This is a genomic window from Pantoea sp. RG18, assembly GCF_025910075.1.
GTDB classification, from domain to species: Bacteria; Pseudomonadota; Gammaproteobacteria; order Enterobacterales; family Enterobacteriaceae; genus Pantoea; species Pantoea agglomerans.
In genome coordinates, this window is the sequence record NZ_JAPCIL010000009.1 from 381,679 (window position 1) to 398,514 (window position 16,836).

General features: G+C 55.4%; 15 protein-coding genes. 6 read left to right on the plus strand and 9 right to left on the minus strand.

Annotated features, from left to right (window positions below; genetic code table 11):
• Positions 1 to 22 precede the first annotated feature (22 nt).
• The 5 genes from OK409_RS12815 to OK409_RS12835 form a co-directional block, all read right to left on the minus strand.
• The gene (locus OK409_RS12815; protein ID WP_064690602.1) at positions 23 to 322 is read right to left on the minus strand and encodes a helix-turn-helix domain-containing protein; all 300 of its coding nucleotides are present in this window, start codon (positions 320 to 322) and stop codon (positions 23 to 25) included.
• Positions 315 to 668 carry a type II toxin-antitoxin system RelE/ParE family toxin gene (locus OK409_RS12820; RefSeq protein ID WP_022625232.1) on the minus strand — a complete coding sequence of 118 codons (354 nt, stop codon included), beginning with the start codon at positions 666 to 668 and terminating at the stop codon, positions 315 to 317. The genes OK409_RS12815 and OK409_RS12820 overlap by 8 nt, the downstream gene beginning before the upstream one ends.
• Before the next feature lie 210 nt (positions 669 to 878).
• Positions 879 to 1,931 carry a YncE family protein gene (locus OK409_RS12825; protein ID WP_010672046.1) on the minus strand — a complete coding sequence of 351 codons (1,053 nt, stop codon included), beginning with the start codon at positions 1,929 to 1,931 and terminating at the stop codon, positions 879 to 881.
• Between the two features lie 202 nt (positions 1,932 to 2,133).
• Complete coding sequence (locus OK409_RS12830; protein ID WP_009092571.1) at positions 2,134 to 2,343, minus strand: DUF1471 domain-containing protein; 210 nt, start codon at positions 2,341 to 2,343, stop codon at positions 2,134 to 2,136.
• 212 nt (positions 2,344 to 2,555) lie between these two features.
• On the minus strand, positions 2,556 to 3,743 hold the full coding sequence (locus tag OK409_RS12835) for an MFS transporter (protein ID WP_010252123.1): 1,188 nt from the start codon (positions 3,741 to 3,743) through the stop codon (positions 2,556 to 2,558).
• Positions 3,744 to 3,848: 105 nt separating this feature from the next.
• Between OK409_RS12835 and OK409_RS12840 the strand changes: the two genes are divergently transcribed.
• Complete coding sequence (locus OK409_RS12840) at positions 3,849 to 4,814, plus strand: AraC family transcriptional regulator (protein WP_064704971.1); 966 nt, start codon at positions 3,849 to 3,851, stop codon at positions 4,812 to 4,814.
• 22 nt (positions 4,815 to 4,836) lie between these two features.
• On the opposite strand, the gene OK409_RS12845 is transcribed toward OK409_RS12840, so the two are convergent.
• From OK409_RS12845 to murQ, 3 genes are all read right to left on the minus strand, one after another.
• Positions 4,837 to 6,381 (minus strand): PAS domain-containing methyl-accepting chemotaxis protein, encoded by a 1,545-nt coding sequence (locus tag OK409_RS12845; protein ID WP_010252127.1) that lies wholly within the window; start codon positions 6,379 to 6,381, stop codon positions 4,837 to 4,839.
• A 228-nt stretch (positions 6,382 to 6,609) separates the two neighbouring features.
• Entirely contained in the window at positions 6,610 to 8,064 is a 1,455-nt protein-coding gene (gene murP, locus OK409_RS12850; RefSeq protein ID WP_163637655.1) for a PTS N-acetylmuramic acid transporter subunit IIBC, read from the minus strand.
• The gene (murQ, locus tag OK409_RS12855; protein ID WP_052271197.1) at positions 8,064 to 8,975 is read right to left on the minus strand and encodes an N-acetylmuramic acid 6-phosphate etherase; all 912 of its coding nucleotides are present in this window, start codon (positions 8,973 to 8,975) and stop codon (positions 8,064 to 8,066) included. The genes murP and murQ overlap by 1 nt, the downstream gene beginning before the upstream one ends.
• 637 nt (positions 8,976 to 9,612) lie before the next feature.
• On the opposite strand from murQ, the gene OK409_RS12860 reads away from it, so the two are divergent.
• Positions 9,613 to 10,317 (plus strand): hypothetical protein, encoded by a 705-nt coding sequence (locus OK409_RS12860; protein ID WP_050679825.1) that lies wholly within the window; start codon positions 9,613 to 9,615, stop codon positions 10,315 to 10,317.
• Entirely contained in the window at positions 10,314 to 10,736 is a 423-nt protein-coding gene (locus tag OK409_RS12865; protein WP_050679826.1) for a hypothetical protein, read from the plus strand. The genes OK409_RS12860 and OK409_RS12865 overlap by 4 nt, the downstream gene beginning before the upstream one ends.
• 102 nt (positions 10,737 to 10,838) lie before the next feature.
• On the opposite strand, the gene gltP is transcribed toward OK409_RS12865, so the two are convergent.
• Complete coding sequence (gene gltP / locus OK409_RS12870) at positions 10,839 to 12,140, minus strand: glutamate/aspartate:proton symporter GltP (RefSeq protein ID WP_010252141.1); 1,302 nt, start codon at positions 12,138 to 12,140, stop codon at positions 10,839 to 10,841.
• 583 nt (positions 12,141 to 12,723) lie between these two features.
• On the opposite strand from gltP, the gene acs reads away from it, so the two are divergent.
• The 3 genes from acs to OK409_RS12885 all read left to right on the plus strand — a co-directional run bounded on the left by acs (position 12,724) and on the right by OK409_RS12885 (position 16,801).
• Positions 12,724 to 14,679: an acetate--CoA ligase gene (gene acs, locus OK409_RS12875; protein WP_010252142.1), complete on the plus strand. Its 1,956-nt coding sequence runs from the start codon at positions 12,724 to 12,726 to the stop codon at positions 14,677 to 14,679.
• 140 nt (positions 14,680 to 14,819) lie between these two features.
• Positions 14,820 to 15,149, plus strand: a complete 330-nt coding sequence (locus OK409_RS12880; RefSeq protein WP_010252143.1) for a DUF485 domain-containing protein — start codon at positions 14,820 to 14,822, stop codon at positions 15,147 to 15,149.
• The gene (locus OK409_RS12885) at positions 15,146 to 16,801 is read left to right on the plus strand and encodes a cation acetate symporter (protein ID WP_022625224.1); all 1,656 of its coding nucleotides are present in this window, start codon (positions 15,146 to 15,148) and stop codon (positions 16,799 to 16,801) included. Before OK409_RS12880 ends, OK409_RS12885 begins: the two co-directional genes overlap by 4 nt.
• Positions 16,802 to 16,836: the final 35 nt, after the last annotated feature.

Genomic DNA, 16,836 nt, shown 5'->3' on the forward strand with positions numbered 1-16,836 from the left:
TAATGTGGCTTCTCTCTTCTAATCACAAATCAAAAGCTATTCTTTTGCCTGTCGGCAATTTGACATCGATACTTATCTCGCCTCCCAGAGCCGTAACGTAACGCTTCAGCGTAGAAAGGCGGGGATCATTATCAGCCTGTTCCATTCTGGCGATAGTTGGCTGTTTCACACCCATTGCGTACGCCATCTCTGTCTGTGACAGGTTAAGTTCTTCGCGCAACATGTGTAGCGCGATAACCTGCCGCATTGCATCGACTTTTTTGGCAATGCGTTCGCGACTCTCCGGACTTTGATTTGCCATCAGCTCTTTTAAATTAGCCATTATCCCCTCCATTCAAATATTTGCGGAATTCAGCATCTGCCAATTTGATCATGTCTTTATAGAATTTCTTTTCCTTAACCCCGGTTTTATCGCCTGCACACAACACAATGCCGCGGCGAGAAGGATCAAAAGCAAAGAAGGCCCGTATCGGTTTGCCTTGATGCTGCACTCTTAATTCTTTCATATTCGGAAAATCAGAGCCGTCTACGGTATCAGCAAACGGCCTCGCTAAATGCGGCCCATACTCAGACAGGATAACTATCGCGGCGAGCATATCCTCCTTCAGTTCCTCACTCTGAGCCTTAAACCACTCATCAAATCTTTTGGTTGTATCCACATCCCACATCGCAACATCCTTATAGCGAATAAGCTATAAATGATGCTATAGCCTGTTCGCTATAAAGGCAAGTGTCTCGCGGGCCGCCAGGGCAAAAGGATATCCCAGACTACAAAACGGCTTTGAAAATAAAAAAAGCCACTCGTCAGAGTGGCTTTCTCGTTTACAAAGACCGGATGTAAAACAGCTTCAACACAGCAGTGCCCGGGACGTCACGCCTTACAGTGCAATACGCATCACGCTGTCAGGATTTTTTGGCGGCGCCTTACGCGAGCCAGGCTGCTTCACGCTGACATAAAGCACCTTGCCGTCTGCCGAGAGTGCCAGACTGTTAGGCAATGCCGGGGTTTTCACCGTGCGCTTCACCTTATAGCTGCTGGCGTCGATGATGCTGACTTCACCCGCTTTGCGATGAGTAACATAAAGCTCATCGCGATCACCATTAAACAGCACCGCCAGCGATTCCGGCACATCAATCCGCTGAATCACCTGCTGATTACGCAGATCAACCACCAGCACCTGCGCCTGCTTTGAATCTGTCAGGAAGGCGCGCTGACCGCGCGTATCCAGAGCGATGTTCAGGAAGAAGTGCTCTTTATCTCCGTCAATCTTCTGCTTTTTCTCAATGGCATTGGTGCGCGCATTGATCGTCACCAGTTCACCATCACCGTTGGTGACGTAGACCTTTTGCGCGTCTGAATCTACCGCCAGGCCGGTGCCCATTTTACCGGTATTCGGGATGGTACTGACAAGTTTCAGCGTGCTGCCATCCACCACCCAGACCACGCTTTGCGGTCCCAGGCCGGTGATATAAACCCGGTTAGTTTTAGCATCAACCGCCACCTGACGCGGCTGCAATGGGCGCACGGTCTCACTGCGCTTACGGCTATCCAGCACCAGCGTGTTGAGCACTTTGCCGCTGCTGGCGTCAATGGCCGTAACCGAGCCGTTTACGGTGTTGCCGATGTAGAGCACGTTGGTTTGCGGGTTGATCGCCGCGCCGAACGATTTCAGCTCCGTGTTGATCGACTGCTGTACCGCCAGCGTAGCCGGGTCGAGACGGAAAACTGTGCCGCCGTCACCGCTGCTGTTCTGCGCTGTCGCCACGAACAGCGCGTTATCTTTCGGGCTGACTGCCAGTTCATAGACGCCTTTACCCACGGCCTGATTGAGATCTTCAGCCTGCACCGCCAGCCATCCTGAGGCAGAGAACAGGGCCGTAGCCAGTAACAGCGGACGCAGGGTCCGGCACGTATTGGTAATCGCTTTCATAACTTCTCCATAGTTAATCCACTGCAGACGCAGTGAAAAGAAAGCCCGACATTGCAACCAGAAACAGCTGACCAGCAGTCAGATGCAGAATTGTTTTTGAGAATAATAATTATTTCGGGGGGAAAGGGACAGGATTATTAGCGGATAAACGCCGCCAGGACGCCCAAAGGCGTCCTGTCAGCACAAGAGGGTAAAACTTAACTTATTTCAGCAGCTCAGCGGTCATGTGAACGCCGTTGTTAGTGTAAGCTTCAGTGATTTTATATGAAGCACCAGCTTCCTGAGCCTGCGCAGCGATTTTCGCTTCAGCACCATCCAGCGTAGAGTCGATGGCGGTCACAGATTGTGCGAAGCTGGCAAATGGCAGAACAGAAAGCGCGATAACAGCTGCAAAAGTTTTGATAGATTTCATGGTCAATTCCTCGGTTAATTTTTATCAGGTAAGGCGTGCTGCCTTGTTGATAGATATATTAGTCCGGAAGTTGATCAGTAAAAAGCGGAGGGTTTTGCTTAACTCGTTCAGTAAAATTGATGATAAAAAGCACATTTCGCACAGTTATCACTCAAAAGGTTAATAATCTACCCCCATAAAAAAAGGCAGCATATATTGCTGCCCTTGAGGATTTAACCGTGATGTCGTACCCGGGTGAAGATGGTCAGCGCGGCCAGCAGCATCAGCACTCCGCTGGCAACGAACACACCGCCTGCGCCGCGCAGGTCAAACATCCAGCCGCCCGCCGCCGCGCCGACAGTAATCGCCAGCTGGATGGTGGCAACCAGTAAACCGCCGCCTGACTCCGCATCATCCGGCACCGCGCGCGAAATCCAGGTTGACCAGCCGGTTGGCATCGAACCAAACGCCATCCCCCAGATCGCCACGCCTGCACCTACCATCCAGCTGACATCGCCAAAGCTCACCAGCAGCAGCGCGGTGACACTCATCAACAGCGCCATGCCACTCAGGGTCAGTGATACGCTGCGGGTGACCAGGAAACCGGCCAGCGAGGTGCCAAAGAAGTTCGCCACACCAAAGGCCAGCAGCACCAGCGACAGCTGATTGAGGTTGAGCTGCGCAACGCTTTCCAGAAATGGACGCAGATAGGTAAAGAAGGCGAAGTGACCGGTAAACATCATGATTACCGCCAGCATTCCCCAGCGCATCACACCAATACGCAGCAGCGCCAGCACCCCGCCGTTGCGGGCTTTGTTCTCTGCCGGCATGGCGGGCAGGGTAAAGAACTGCCACAGCAGCGCCACCGCACCCAGTCCGGCAGTCAGCATAAAGATGTTGCGCCAGCCCACCAGTCCGCCGAGATAGCTGCCCAGTGGCGTAGCGATAATCGTCGCCAGCGAGATACCGCTGAAGACGATAGAGAGCGCACGCGGCACCTGATCGGTGGGAACCAGGCGCATGGTGATGGCGGTTGAGAGTGTCCAGAAGCCGCCAATGGCCATACCCAGCAGCACCCGCGCCAGCAGGATCACCGTCAGGTCAGCCGCAAACGCCACCATCAGTGCCGACGCGATCAGCAACAGCGAAAACACCAGCATGACGATGCGGCGGTCGATGCGCCGCGTGACGCTGCCGGTGACCAGACTGGTAAACAGCGCCACCAGCGCGGTGATGGTGACGGTCTGTCCCGCCTGCCCTTCTGATACGCCGAGGCTGTGGGCCATCGGCGTCAGCAGACTCACGGGTAAAAATTCGGCGGTGATGAGGCTGAACACCCCAAATGCCATAGCAAATACCGCGCCCCACGCGGGACGGGTCGGCGAGGAAACCTCATCAGCCACTTCGGTTGTCAGACTCATGCTGCTTCTCCGGAAGATAAAAAAAGTGAGTGTGAGCATAGAGCGACGCGTCAGGACGATCTATGATGCTTACACCTTCATTTTTGATAATTCGTCTGGAATCACATGAGCCACTATGGAGATCTGACCAGTGAGCTGCTGATGGGGATGCGCCTCTATGGCGTGAACTATCAGCGTATCGCAGTGAGCGCGCCGTTCGGGCTGCGTTATGAGCACGCGCCGGGCCGGGCGCAGTTCCACTTTGTCGGACGCGGCTCACTGATGGTGCGCAGCGCCTCCGGCGAGGTTTTTCAGCTCAACAGCGGCGATGCGCTGCTGGTGCCGCACGGCAAACCCCACAGCCTGATCTCCAGTGAGGAGGCGAGCTGCCAGTGTATTAAGAACATGGCGAGCAAGCCGCTCTGCGACAGCGTCTGCGCCATTGCAGCCCCGGAAGATGCCTGTGATGACGAGCACAGTGTGCTGCTGTTCAGCGCCTGCATGGCGTTTGAGCTCGGCGGCATGCAGCCGCTGATCAACACCATGCCCGATGTGATGCTGGTGAGTACTCTGCTGTCGCAATACCCGGAGATTCAGCCGATTCTGGCGGCGATGGAACGGGAGTCTCGCACCCGCCAGGCGGGATTCGCCGGGATTCTGTCGCGTCTGGCAGATGTGGTTGCCGCGCTGATTGTGCGCGGCTGGGTAGAGAACGGCTGCGGCGAGCGCAGTGGGCTGGTGCAGGCGATGCGCGATCCACGTCTGAGTCAGGCGATTGCTGCGATGCATCGGGAGCCAGGCGAAAACTGGACGGTGGCGCGGCTGGCCAGCGTGGCAGGCTGTTCGCGCTCAGTGTTTGCCGGACGGTTTCTCAATGCCACCGGCATGACGCCGCTGCGCTATCTGACGGAGTTGCGGATGCGGCTGGCGGTGCAGCGGATTGTGAACAACGGTGAAGCGGTGGAAGCCGTAGCTTATCATCTCGGCTACGGCTCGATTGCGGCATTCAGTCGCGCCTTTAAACGGATTGTCGGTCAGTCACCAGGCGCACTGCGTGCCGGACGCGACGGCACGCAGGCGCTGGCCTCTTAACCGGGCCGCTGAATCTCTTCTCTTAACGAAAGACGCTGATCGCTTCGACCAGACGGTTAGCCTGATGGGTCATTCGACCTGAAGCCTCGGCGCTTTCTGTCACGCGGGCGGCATTCTGGTGGGTGATATCATCAAGATCTTCCACCGCTGAACTGACTTCGCTGAGCGCGGTCGCCTGTTCGGCCGTGGCGGCGCTGATCTGGGCGATCAGTGCGGTGACATTCTGCACCTGCGACACGATATCCTGCATCGTGCGGCCTGCCGCGCTGGCGTGCTCATTGCCCGAGTTGACCCGGCTGGCGCTGGTTTCAACCAGCATTTTGATTTCGCTCGCGGCTTTGGCGCTGCGCTGCGCCAGGCTGCGCACTTCTCCGGCGACCACCGCAAAGCCTTTGCCCTGCTCACCGGCCCGCGCCGCTTCCACGGCGGCGTTCAGTGCCAGAATATTGGTCTGGAACGCAATCCCGTCGATAACGCTGGTAATATTGGCAATCCGCTTTGAACTGTCAGCAATTTCGCCCATCATGCCCATCATTTCGGTCATCACCTCGCCGCCTTTGCTGGCAGCGTGGCTGGTGCCGGCTGAGAGGGTATTCGCCTCATGCGCAGTTTCAGTGTTGCTCTTCACCGTGGCGGTCATTTCGTTCATGGTGGCCGCAGTCTGCTGCACGTTGGCAGCCGCCTGTTCGGTACGGCGGCTGAGTTCGTTGTTGCTGCGGGCGATGGCGTCGCTGGCGCTCAGCACGTTGATCGCCTGGCCGCTGACATCATCCACCAGCCAGCGGAACATCAATCCGAGCTGACCGATGGCGCGCAGCGTCACACCCACCTCATCAACGCGGTCCATCTGCTCCACTTTATGGCTGGCACCGGTTGCCACGCTCAGCGCCTGTTTGCACATCCGCTCAATAGGGCGTGAAATCTGCTGCTCCAGCCACAGGCTGCAGAGCAGAAGCAGCGCAGCCATTCCCGCGGTAAAGCCTGCCAGTGCCGCGGGCGTCATGCCCAGCGCCCAGACGCCTGCCACCGAGAGGGGCAGTAACGTCAGTAGCGTTGTGCGGATCCGCCAGCGAAGGGGCAGCGTCTTCAGGATTGAGGCGGGACGACGCCAGCCGCTGCGAACCAGCAGGCCTTTGTGAAAACGTCGCCCTCTGGCGCGGCCTTCACGAAAATCCTGATAGAGCACCTCAGTCTGACGCACTTCCTCTGCCGTGGGTTTGGTGCGCACCGACATGTAGCCCTGCACTTTACCGTCGCGTACTACCGGAATGGCGTTGGCCCGCACCCAGTAGTGATCGCCATTTTTACGGCGGTTCTTGACCAGTGCCGTCCAGGGTTCACCCTGTTTCAGCGTCGCCCACATGTCGGCAAACGCTTCTGATGGCATATCGGGGTGACGTACCATGTTATGCGGCTGGCCGTTAATCTCGTCGGCGGTGAAGCCGCTCGCCTCAATAAACGCGTCGTTAGCGTAGGTGATGTGGCTGTTAAGATCGGTGGTCGACATCAGTGTCGCATTATCGTCGAACAGATATTCACGCTGAGAGACAGGCTGGTTGTTACGCATCAAAAGTCCTTGGAGACCCGACGTCCTGCACGCGACGGTCTGAGTGTCGGCATGAAAACTGTGGGCTGAGAGATAACGATTACCTTTTTTTATGTTTTCGGCATGCTTCTGCCTACTCTTTAGCGTTTAAGTTAAATTAGTGGCAATAATAAAGCCGCTTTGTAGCGGCTTTCACATTTTTGGTTGATTATCCATCCGTTAGCCGGACTGGAGAATTCCGGCAGCGGGTCAGCTGAGGTCGACATTACGGGTGCCAAACCACCAGGTGAGCAGGAATCCGCCGATCCAGGCCACCATCAGCCCGGCCAGATAGACCGCCATGCCAGCGAAGATCCCCTGGCTGGAGGTCATCAGTGGCAGCGTGACCAGGCCGGAGGGTCCGAATACCGTGTTCATCCCGACCGGCAAACCCAGCCACGCCACCAGCCCGATAAAGAACCCGCCCAGCGCACCACCGCCGCAGGCGGTGATAAAGGGCTTGAGGCGCGGCAAAGTGACGCCGTAGATCAGCGGTTCACCGACGCCAAGCAGCCCCGGCACGATAGCGCCTTTGATCTGCGCCCGCAGCAGCGCCCCTTTTTCTGCTTTGCACCACAACGCCAGTGATGCGCCGACCTGGCCTGCTCCCGCCATCGCCAGAATCGGGAAGAGCGAGTTAAACCCCTGGGTTTCCATCAGCGCAAAGTAAACCGGAATAAAGCCCTGATGGATGCCGAACATCACCGCGATCAGGAACAGCCCGGCCAGCAGCGCACAGCCAAAGGGATTGTTATTGAGATGGATAAACAGCCACGACATCCCTTTAAACAGTTCGCCGCCCAGCGGCATGATCAACAGATAGGTGATGGCGCCGGTGATCACCAGCGTAAACAGCGAGGTGAGGATCATATCGAGATTGTCGGGAATGATTTTGCGCAGCTGTTTTTCAATCCACGCCCCGATAATCGCCGCCATCAGCACGCCAATAATGTTGCCGCGCGGGTCGATCGCCAGGCCAAAGAAGTTTTCCATGCCGCTGTAGTAGCCGGTGGTAGCCGTGGGCACATAGCCGAGCACAAACAGCGAGGCGATGATTGCGCCATTGACGCCGCTGCCGCCAAACGCTTTCTGCGCGTTATAGCCAATCAGGATGCTGAGAAAGGTGAACAGCCCTTTACCGAAGACTTTCATGTACGCCACGGTATGCAGCAGCCAGGGCGCGTGGTCACCGGGTGCGTTGAGGTGGAGACTCTGTTCAATCAGCGTGGCAAATCCCAGCAGCAGCCCCGCGCCGATAAAGCCCGGAATCAGCGGAGTGAAGATGGTGGCGAAACGCGACAGGAACTGATGCACGCCGCTGGTCTGTTTCGCCTTTAGCTGCTGCTTCTGCTGCGCCGCCAGCAGGCTTAGTTCCGCTGTTTCGCCCTGCGGTGCCAGCGCGGTATCACCCTGAGCCAGCAGGTTCTGCATCCCCTCGGCGGCGGTTTGCGCCTTGCCAGGCCCCAGCACAATCTGCAACTGTGCCTCGCTGTCGATAACGCCTAAGACACCCGGCAGGCTTTTTAACCGTGCCAGATCACTCTCTCCCGGCTGATTGAGCGTCAGGCGGAGCCGCGTCATGCAGTGACCACAGGCCGCGATATTTTGCGCGCCACCGACCGCCTGCAGGATGTCGCGCAACAGTGCCTCGGTGATTCTGGCCATTAGCGTGCTCCCGCTGCCTGTAAAGCCTGACGGATAAAGCCCTGATGCTGACTGAGCAGCGCTTTCGCCTCATCGGCAGCCAGGTCAGCCAGCACCATCAGAATGGCGGTTTTGCAGTGTCCGCCACAGGCGGTGAGCGCGGCGCTGGCCGTCGCCTCATCACAGTCAGTGGCCTGCATGACGATGTTAACCTGACGCTGCACCAGTTTCTGATTGGTGGCTTCCACATCGACCATCAGGTTGCCGTACACTTTTCCGCTGCGGATCATCGACCCGGTAGTGAGCATGTTGAGCACCAGTTTTTGTGCCGTGCCCGCTTTCATACGAGAAGACCCGGTGACCACTTCGGGGCCGACCACCGGCGTGAGCGCAATCGCGGCAACCTGCGACATGGCGCTGCCTGGATTACAAGTGAGCGATACAGTAGTCGCGCCAAGTTCGTTCGCGTATGCCAGCGCGCCCAGTACGTAGGGTGTCCGACCGCTGGCGGCGATGCCAACCAGCACATCGTGGCGGCTAAAGTGGATATCTTTCAGATCCTGCGCGCCCTGCTCCCGGTTGTCTTCCGCGTTTTCTACCGCCTGGAGTATGGCGGTATGGCCTCCTGCAATCAGGCCGACCACCTGCTCGCGGGGTGTGCCAAAGGTAGGTGGGCACTCGCTGGCATCCAGTATGCCAAGTCGACCGGAGGTGCCTGCGCCGCAATAGATCAGTCGTCCACCGGCCTGGAATGCGGCGCAGATGGCGTCAACGGCGGCGGCAATCTGCGGCACGATGGCCTCAACCGCCAGCGCCACCTTTTTATCTTCATCATTGATGACGCGAAGCATCGCTTCGGTGGAGAGTTCGTCAATATTCTGGCTGGCCGGGTTGCGGCCTTCGGTGATCATCTGGCTGAGGTCGAGTTTCATGGCGGGCTCCGCAAAGGAATAAATTATTCAAATTACTAACTATCATAACGAATGATTAATTCATTGGGTGAGATCTTTTTTCGATGGATGTGGGGTGAGTCATGTTGCGGAGGATCAGGTTGAGTGAGTGATGTTGGACATTGGGAGCTTAATCGCTCCGCATTCCGGCTTGGGTGCGGTGCATGTGAGAGGAATCGCTGGGAGACTGGCGCAGGTCAGAATAGGTTCACCTGATCGTAAAGACGCATTCGTCATCCATGACGCTCGGCCCACGCGATTATGCACCTCATCCATGAGGTGCGCCCGTTGCCGGGCCAACGCTCTGTGTTGTTCAAAAACGCTCCCGGCGTCTTTGTCCCTGCCGTGGGACGCTTTACTCTTCAGGTGAACCTTTTCTTCTATTGGAATTTTTGTAGCTGCGGTAAAGAGTGCAGTGGTTGGATCATTTTGGACATGTTTAAAGCGTTGTAATGTAGTCGCGGAGTGAATGTGCCTTTCTAAAACAAAAGAGAGAAAACCAGAGGAGCAGATGACTTTAAGTGAACAGTCTGAGGCTACCTGAGTTGGTACTTCGCTGAGATGTTATGAGAAATAAGGACATAGTGACTTTACACAGGACGAAACAGGAATATTCAGGATGAGTAAACGAAAGGACATTATTGATGGTAGAGATGCCAGCACAGCCAGATTCGGGATAGTTTACACGGAAGTGCTTGGCTGGGTGGATTTGGGACACGCCCAGGGGACAGACATTCGAGAGCTTTTTAGATCAATGACGCAGGGTGAATCATTGGGTAAAGAATTTTATGATGTCAGATATTCACAGGGCATGACATCACCCTTTCGATTACTCCGATCGGGTAAGGTAATGACCTGGCGAATCCGGCGTGGGCGACCTTACTGGGAGCAGAAAAGCATTGCCCTGGCGATGATGATGAATATGGCTCGCAAGTTTGAGGCATTTCAGGGTTCGTTTCCCAATAATCTGGTGACTGACAGCGGTTTTAGTGGTGAAGACTTGGTTTCAGATCTGTTGGGTTTTTACCGCGTGGTGTCGGTTCAAAACCCCTTCAAGATGCTCCGTCCGGTAAGTAAAGAAGAAGCCCTTAAACGCTGGGACTATTACGGTAAAACTGGCAACTGGAAAAATGAGACTTTTCAGCCTCTGCTATTTCCCGACCCAGAAAGATTCCCGCACTTACGTCCCCGTAAAGCTTTGTTGCCGCAGTTCATGCGGACGGTGGTCCCCTATAATGATTTTCTTTCCGGGAACGTTATCCTGCCGCAGCATGACGGGACATTTGTCATATTTGGTACCAACAACGCCAGGATGGGATTATGAGGAAAGCTATCGTCATTCTAATTGGTACGGTTGTCATCGCTGCTCTTGCGATAGTGGCTGGCTGGCCATATGTGAGAATGGAGTTTGCCAGCAGCGCATATTATACCGAGCAAGATAAGCGGTCGTATGAATATTACACGCCTGAATTGTTGAAAAAAATACCCAGAATATCAGACGATTATAAATTTGAATTCGGGAGAATAACAGGCACCGAAGCTAACGTCTTTACCGTAAAATTTTATGGTGTTACTGAAACTCATAGTATCAGGAATTACTTAAAATCAGAGGGGTATGAGCTCCAGACATCTTGTGATGTTGAAGCCGAGTGCTGGGAAAGTCGAGCGACCACCGATAAAGTCACAGTCGGAAACATTCATTCTCAAAAAGGCGTGTTTGTGCAGATATATCGGCGTTTATAAGGCACAGGAGCTGTCGTTCATATCCTGGCTGGCCGGGTTACGCCCCTTAAAACAAAAAAAGGCCCAACTTTCGTTGAGCCCATTTTTACGTTAATGCCGTGTTCAGCTTGCGGTCTGTGTCCGCAGCTCCAGCTCATACTCTTTCGCCTTTTCGACGTCGAACTGGTTTTCCCAGCGGGCAATCACCAGCACCGCCAGCGCATTACCAACCACGTTCAGCGCGGTACGCGCCATATCCATGATGCGGTCAACACCGGCGATAAACGCCAGACCTTCCAGAGGAATGCCGACGCTGCCCAGTGTGGCCAGCAGCACCACGAAGGAGACGCCTGGCACGCCAGCGATACCTTTCGAGGTCACCATCAGCGTTATTACCAGCACAATCTCGTCGGTCAGCGACAGGTCAATGCCGTACAGCTGCGCAATAAAGATCGCCGCAATACTCTGATAAAGCGTTGAACCATCCAGATTAAACGAGTAACCGGTCGGCACCACGAAGCTGGTGATCGCTTTCGGCGCGCCGTAGGCTTCCATCTTCTCCATGATACGCGGCAGCACCGTTTCCGAACTGGAAGTGGAGTAAGAGAGAATCAGCTCATCCTTCAGGATACGCATCAGCGTGGTAATCCGCAGCTTACAGAAGCGCGCCACTCCGCCCAGCACCACAAAGGCGAAGAACAGAATTGCCGCGTAAACCAGCAACACCAGCTTAGCCAGCGGCCAGAGCGAGGCAAAGCCGAAGTTAGCAATCGTCACTGCAATCAGCGCAAACACACCCACCGGGGCATAGCGCATGATCATGTGCGTCACTTTAAACATCGCTTCAGAAATGCCACGGAACAGGTTCACCAGCGGATCGCGCTGTTCTGACGGCAGTGACGACAGGCCTAAACCAAACAGCACCGAGAAAAAGATAATCGGCAGCATGTCGCCCTTCGCCATTGAGGCGAAAATATTCTGCGGGATCAGCGACAGAATGGTGGTCACCAGGCTGTGCGGACCGCCCTGTACCTCTGCCGTTGTCGCTTCATATTTAGAGATGTCCACCGTTGCCAGCGTTGACATATCAATGCCGGTGCCGGGTTGAAATACGTTGGCCAGCGTAATACCGACCACAATGGCAATGGTGGTGATCACTTCAAAGTAGAGAATCGTTTTGACGCCGATGCGTCCCAGCTTCTTTGCATCACCCACGCCAGCGATGCCGACAATCAGGGATGAAATCACAATCGGTACCACAATCATCTTGATAAGATGAATAAAGATATCGCCTGCCGGGCTGAGAATGTTGGTGACTAACCATTCACGATTGTCTGGCTGATTATGCAACACAGCACCCACAACGATGCCAAGCACCAGGGCTGTCAGAATCTGCCAGGCCAGGCTGATTTTAAAACCTTTCATAACGTGTAATTTCCTCAGTCAAAACCCGTTTCTCTCTACTGCGAAGGTGCAGAAGACAATACACACAGGGAGTGAGCAAAAAGCCCGGTAAATTAGAGGGTGTCTTGAAACAGCGCCTCGTATGAAAATCTGATGATTCCCATACCCATTTTCAGACGCGGTCTGAGTTGATACCTGCAGAACAGGGGCGAGATAAGTACCATTTTCACTGTGGTAAATGCAACCCCTGGCGGATCCGATTAAAAGTTCACCATCTAAGCAGCATAAAGTGCTGCTGGAGCTGAAAAACCCTAACCTGCTGTTATGAAAAGTATTACTTCGATGAATTTACGCATAGCTATGCAGAAACGATTAAAAACTGATCCGGCGCGTTTGCTCGCTTTTTATTCAGGATAAAAGCGTAAAAGCGATGCCTGACTTCTCCAGCGCCGCCAGAGCGTTAACCTGATAGATCAGAATGGCTTAACGCTTCTTGGGGGATGTGTATCACGTGATCTGTGGCGCAAAAAAGAAACAAAGCTCTGGCGCAGGCTTTAATTAACCATTGATTGACATATCATTAACATCTTCAAGGAGATCCGCCATGAGCCAAATACACAAACATCCCGTTCCAGAGAATATTGCAGCAAACACCCTGATTACTGCAGAACAGTATCAGGCGATGTATCAGCAATCTGTCGACGATCCAGACAGTTTCTGGGGCGAACAGGGCAAAATCCTTGACTGGATCAAGCCTTACAGCAAAGTGAAAAACTGCTCGTTTGCACCAGGTAACATTAACATTCGCTGGTACGAAGATGGCACGCTCAACCTGGCGGCAAACTGCCTTGACCGTCATTTAGCCACGCGCGGCGATCACCCGGCGATTATCTGGGAAGGCGACGACGCCAGCGAAAGCAAAACCCTGACTTTCCGCCAGCTGCATGCAGAAGTCTGTCGCTTCGCTAACGTGCTGGAACTGCTGGAAGTGAAAAAAGGCGACGTGGTGGCGATCTATATGCCGATGGTGCCGGAAGCCGCAGTAGCGATGCTGGCCTGTGCGCGTATCGGTGCCGTTCACTCGGTGATCTTTGGCGGTTTCTCACCGGAGGCGGTCGCGGGCCGCATCGTCGATTCCAGCGCCTCGCTGGTAATCACGGCCGATGAAGGGATCCGCGCCGGTCGCAGCATTCCGCTGAAGAAAAATGTCGATGACGCGTTAAAAAATCCTAATGTCACCAGCGTGAAAAACGTGGTGGTGTTCCAGCGCACCGGTAAAGATGTGGGCTGGGTTGAAGGCCGCGATCAGTGGTGGCACGACCTGATGCTGAACGCGAGCACCAACCACGCTGCCGCAGAAGTCGGCGCGGAAGATCCGCTGTTTATCCTTTATACCTCCGGTTCAACCGGCAAACCCAAAGGCGTGTTGCACTCCACCGGCGGGTATCTGGTCTATGCCGCGACCACCTTTAAGTTCGTCTTTGATTACCATCAGGATGATATCTACTGGTGCACCGCCGATGTTGGCTGGGTGACGGGCCACAGCTATCTGGTTTATGGCCCGCTGGCCTGTGGCGCCACCACACTGATGTTTGAAGGGGTGCCAAACTGGCCAACGCCGAGCCGTATGGCGGAAGTGGTCGATAAACATAAAGTCACGCTGCTCTACACCGCGCCCACTGCCATCCGTGCGCTGATGGCGGAAGGTGATAAGGCGATTGCCGGCACCGACCGCAGCAGCCTGCGCATTATGGGATCGGTCGGTGAGCCAATTAACCCGGAAGCCTGGGAGTGGTACTACAAGAAAATCGGCAACAGCCGCTGCCCGATTGTTGATACCTGGTGGCAGACCGAAACCGGCGGCTTCATGATCACGCCGCTGCCGGGTGCGACCGAACTGAAAGCGGGTTCCGCCACCCGACCGTTCTTTGGCGTGCAGCCCGCGCTGGTGGATAACGAAGGTCAGCCCCAGGAAGGCGCCTGTGAAGGCAATCTGGTGATCACCGAGTCGTGGCCGGGTCAGGCACGTACCCTCTATGGCGATCACGACCGTTTCGAGCAGACCTACTTCTCTACCTTTAAAAATGTCTACTTCAGTGGTGATGGTGCCCGTCGTGATGAAGATGGCTACTACTGGATCACCGGACGCGTCGATGACGTACTCAATGTTTCCGGTCACCGACTCGGCACCGCCGAAATTGAATCGGCGCTGGTCTCGCACCCTAAAATTGCCGAAGCGGCGGTAGTGGGGATTCCGCACAGCATCAAAGGCCAGGCGATTTATGCCTATATCACGCTGAATCATGGCGAAGAGCCGTCGCCGGAGTTGTACACCGAAGTGCGCCAGTGGGTCCGTAAAGAGATTGGCCCGATAGCCACACCGGATGTACTGCACTGGACCGACTCACTGCCGAAAACCCGCTCCGGCAAAATCATGCGGCGTATTCTGCGCAAAATTGCCACCGGGGATACCAGTAATCTTGGTGATACTTCTACGCTCGCCGATCCTGGCGTAGTAGAAAAACTGCTTGAGGAGAAACAGTCGATCAAGATGCCTTAAGCGCACGCTGTCCGGCGGGAAGATCGCTTCCCGCCACACCCGCCCTACGCAGTCTGTTTCGGTAGTCACAAATATTATAACCAGCTGAATCCGCGCCCTGTCGCGAGGTTCTCGCCTGCAAGCCCTCTGGAGAAAATGTGATGAATGACGCCCTTTCGAATCAGGATGCCATCAATCAACAGATTGAGCGTAATCCCCTTTTTCATGAATTAGTCCGTAAGCGCCAGGCGTTCGCGACGCTGCTGTCGCTGATCATGCTGGTGCTCTATGTCGGCTTTATCCTGCTGATCGCGTTTGCACCCGGCTGGCTCGGTACCCCGCTGCATGCCGGCACCAACGTCACGCGCGGTATCCCGATTGGGGTCGGGCTGATTGTGATGTCGTTTGTGCTGACCGGCGTCTATGTCTGGCGTGCCAACGGTGAGTTTGACCGTTTAACGAAAGCGATCCTCAGCGAGGTGAAATCATGACTCGTCTCACCTTATGGCTGCTGGCCTTAATGCTGCCGTTTTCAGCGCTGGCTGCCGATGCGATAACCGGTGCCGTGCAGCGCCAGGCGACCAACTACCAGGCGATTATCATGTTTACGATTTTCGTCGGGGCCACGCTGGGAATTACTTACTGGGCCTCAAAGCGCACCCGATCACGTAATGACTACTACACCGCGGGCGGCAATATCACTGGCTTCCAGAATGGCCTGGCGATGGCGGGTGACTTCATGTCGGCCGCCTCGTTCCTGGGCATTTCGGCGCTGGTTTACACCTCTGGTTATGACGGGCTGATCTACTCGCTCGGCTTCCTGGTCGGCTGGCCGATGATTCTGTTTTTAATCGCTGAGAGACTGCGCAACCTGGGTCGCTACACGTTTGCCGATGTCGCCTCATATCGTCTGAAGCAGATGCCGATCCGCACGCTGTCAGCCTGCGGCTCGCTGGTGGTCGTGGCGCTCTACCTGATCGCGCAGATGGTCGGGGCCGGTAAACTGATCCAGCTGCTGTTTGGCCTTAACTACCATGTTGCGGTAGTCCTGGTCGGCATTCTGATGGTGATGTATGTGCTGTTTGGCGGCATGCTGGCCACCACCTGGGTGCAGATCATCAAAGCCGTGCTGCTGCTGTTTGGCGCCACCTTCATGGCGGTCATGGTAATGAAGGCGACCGGTTTCAGTTTTAATACGCTGTTCACCGAAGCGATGGCGGTCCATCCAAAAGGCATCGCGATTATGCAGCCTGGCGGACTGGTTAAAGATCCTATCTCGGCGCTGTCTCTGGGGCTGGGGCTGATGTTTGGTACGGCCGGATTGCCGCATATCCTGATGCGCTTCTTTACCGTAGCGGATGCTAAAGAGGCACGTAAAAGCGTCTTCTGGGCCACCGGCTTTATGGGTTACTTCTACTTCCTGACCTTTATTATCGGCTTCGGTGCCATCCTGCTGGTGGGCGCTAATCCGGCCTTTAAAGATGCCAGCGGCGCGCTGATTGGCGGCACCAATATGGCGGCGGTGCATCTGGCGAACGCCGTGGGCGGCAGCACCTTCCTGGGCTTTATCTCTGCGGTTGCCTTCGCCACGATTCTGGCCGTTGTCGCAGGCTTAACCCTGGCGGGTGCATCGGCGGTGTCTCACGACCTCTATGCCAGCGTGTATCGTAAAGGTCAGGCGAGCGAGAAAGATGAGCTGCGGGTTTCAAAAATTACCGTGCTGGCGCTGGGCGTGGTGGCGATTGCGCTGGGTATTCTGTTTGAGAAACAGAACATCGCCTTTATGGTCGGGCTGGCCTTCTCGATTGCGGCCAGCTGTAACTTCCCGATCATCCTGCTGTCGATGTACTGGTCAAAACTCACGACGCGTGGCGCGATGGTGGGCGGCTGGCTCGGTCTGCTGACCGCCGTTATCCTGATGATCCTCGGCCCGACGGTGTGGGTACAGGTGCTGGGCAACGCGAAGGCGATTTTCCCCTATGAGTATCCGGCGCTGTTCTCCATGGCGGTGGCCTTCGTGGGCATCTGGCTCTTCTCGATTACCGACCATTCGCAGCAGGGCGCAGAAGAACGTTCACGCTTCCGTGCACAGTTTATCCGCTCGCAGACCGGCACCGGCATCGAACAGGGCAAAGCGCACTGATCGTGGCTTTTCGTTCATAAAGAGCAGGCAATAAA

Bases quoted from the DNA above. Each gene is read 5' to 3' on its own strand.
- OK409_RS12815 (WP_064690602.1), bottom strand. From the start codon at position 322: ATGGCTAATTTAAAAGAGCTGATGGCAAATCAAAGTCCGGAGAGTCGC.
- OK409_RS12820 (WP_022625232.1), bottom strand. From the start codon at position 668: ATGTGGGATGTGGATACAACCAAAAGATTTGATGAGTGGTTTAAGGCT.
- OK409_RS12825 (WP_010672046.1), bottom strand. From the start codon at position 1,931: ATGAAAGCGATTACCAATACGTGCCGGACCCTGCGTCCGCTGTTACTG.
- OK409_RS12830 (WP_009092571.1), bottom strand. From the start codon at position 2,343: ATGAAATCTATCAAAACTTTTGCAGCTGTTATCGCGCTTTCTGTTCTG.
- OK409_RS12835 (WP_010252123.1), bottom strand. From the start codon at position 3,743: ATGAGTCTGACAACCGAAGTGGCTGATGAGGTTTCCTCGCCGACCCGT.
- OK409_RS12840 (WP_064704971.1), top strand. From the start codon at position 3,849: ATGAGCCACTATGGAGATCTGACCAGTGAGCTGCTGATGGGGATGCGC.
- OK409_RS12845 (WP_010252127.1), bottom strand. From the start codon at position 6,381: ATGCGTAACAACCAGCCTGTCTCTCAGCGTGAATATCTGTTCGACGAT.
- murP (WP_163637655.1), bottom strand. From the start codon at position 8,064: ATGGCCAGAATCACCGAGGCACTGTTGCGCGACATCCTGCAGGCGGTC.
- murQ (WP_052271197.1), bottom strand. From the start codon at position 8,975: ATGAAACTCGACCTCAGCCAGATGATCACCGAAGGCCGCAACCCGGCC.
- OK409_RS12860 (WP_050679825.1), top strand. From the start codon at position 9,613: ATGAGTAAACGAAAGGACATTATTGATGGTAGAGATGCCAGCACAGCC.
- OK409_RS12865 (WP_050679826.1), top strand. From the start codon at position 10,314: ATGAGGAAAGCTATCGTCATTCTAATTGGTACGGTTGTCATCGCTGCT.
- gltP (WP_010252141.1), bottom strand. From the start codon at position 12,140: ATGAAAGGTTTTAAAATCAGCCTGGCCTGGCAGATTCTGACAGCCCTG.
- acs (WP_010252142.1), top strand. From the start codon at position 12,724: ATGAGCCAAATACACAAACATCCCGTTCCAGAGAATATTGCAGCAAAC.
- OK409_RS12880 (WP_010252143.1), top strand. From the start codon at position 14,820: ATGAATGACGCCCTTTCGAATCAGGATGCCATCAATCAACAGATTGAG.
- OK409_RS12885 (WP_022625224.1), top strand. From the start codon at position 15,146: ATGACTCGTCTCACCTTATGGCTGCTGGCCTTAATGCTGCCGTTTTCA.